The 1,455-nt window shown below is 62.7% G+C and carries 1 pseudogene; it reads right to left on the bottom strand.

What is annotated here, in order from left to right:
* Positions 1–1,455: pseudogene (locus B1722_RS28455) on the bottom strand (type IV secretion protein Rhs); the annotation flags it as partial.

Below are 1,455 nucleotides of genomic sequence, written 5' to 3'. Positions count from 1 at the left end.
ATGGCCTACAGCGTGGGCCAGCAAACGGCCTTGATCGTCGTAGGCGTATTCGCTGAGCAGCAGGCCTTGTTGGCGTTGTTGTTCGCGACCCGATTGATAGACGTGGCTGGTCAGCCGCGTGCCATTAAGGTCAATGGCGGTCAGCGCGCCGCCCTTGGCGTAGTGATAGTCGAGCGTGCTGTTGTCCGGCAGACGCTGGCGCTTGAGCTGCCCGCAGGCGTCATAGGCATAACGCAAGGTGCCCCAGCCCTGATGCTCGGTGATCAGCCGGTCCTGCCGGTCGTATTCAAAGGCCAGTGGATGTTGCTGGCCGTCATCGACCCCGGTCAAACGGCCCAGGCGGTCGTAGGTGTAAGCCACCTCNAGTGACCAGCGTCGAGCCGTCGTCGCCGAACTCGGTTTTTTCCAGCAGGTGCCCGTTGCGGTCGTAGGCGTACGCGGTGCGCCGGCCGTCGAAGCCGGTTTCCTGTCGGATCAATCCGGTGGGCGTGTAGTCCAGTCGGTACTTTTCCCCGGACTCGTTCTCGATTTCCGTCAGCAGCAGTTGCGCATGGTCGTAGCGATACTGCACCCGCGTGCCGTCGGGATTGATCCTGCGCGAGACCAGATGCAGGTCGTCGTCATACTCGTAACGGGTGATGCGCCCGAGCTCGTCGCGCTCGGCCGTGACCTGGCCGTACGCGCCGTAGCTGTAGGCGCGTGTGGCGCCTGTAGGCAAAGTCGTCTGAACCAGTCGGCCAATGGCATCCCACTGCTGGCGAGTGACGGCACCGTGTTCGTCGCAAGTGGTCGTCCGTCGCCCCAGCGCATCGTAGGAAAAACGCCGTACACCGCCGTCAGGCAGGGTTTCCTCGATCAGTTGGCCGAGGTCATTCCACGACAACTTCTGCCGGCTGCTGTCTGGATAGCGGATCGACAGCAACTGCCCGCGCGTGTCGTAGTAGTAATGGGTGACCTGGCCGTCAGGATCGACCGCCTCGGTGACATCCCCTTCGGCGTTGCGCCGATACGTCCAGACCGCGTCACCACGAGAACGGCTGTGCAGAAAACCGTTGCGGTACTCATAGGACGTTGGCTCATCGTCCGGCGGAAGCAGCGCGATCAGCCGTCCGACGTCGTCGTAGCGGTATTCGATGACCGCACCCAGCGGATCCTGCTCGGCGATCACCCGGCCCGCAGCGTCATAAGCCTTGAGGTGCTCACCACCATCGGCCTCGACCTTGCGCACCAGCCGTGCGCTGTCGTCGTGGACGTAGGTTTCTTCGCTGCCATCAACGTAATGCACCGTGACACGGCCGCTGTCGTCCCAGACATACCGCGTATTCATCTGCGCGAACGAGGCCCAATGGCGCACACAACGCGCGGCTTTGCCGGAACGTTCCCACTCCCAGAAAAAGCTCGCGCCGCCGCTCAGTTGCCGCTGCAGGATGACGTGCTGATCGTCGTAGTCGTAAC

It is taken from the genome of Pseudomonas sp. SCPG-7 (assembly GCF_002156405.1).
In the GTDB taxonomy this organism is placed as follows: Bacteria; Pseudomonadota; Gammaproteobacteria; order Pseudomonadales; family Pseudomonadaceae; genus Aquipseudomonas; species Aquipseudomonas parakoreensis.
The sequence above is the reverse complement of the archived record's forward strand: the minus strand, read 5'-3'. Positions and strand labels throughout refer to the sequence as shown.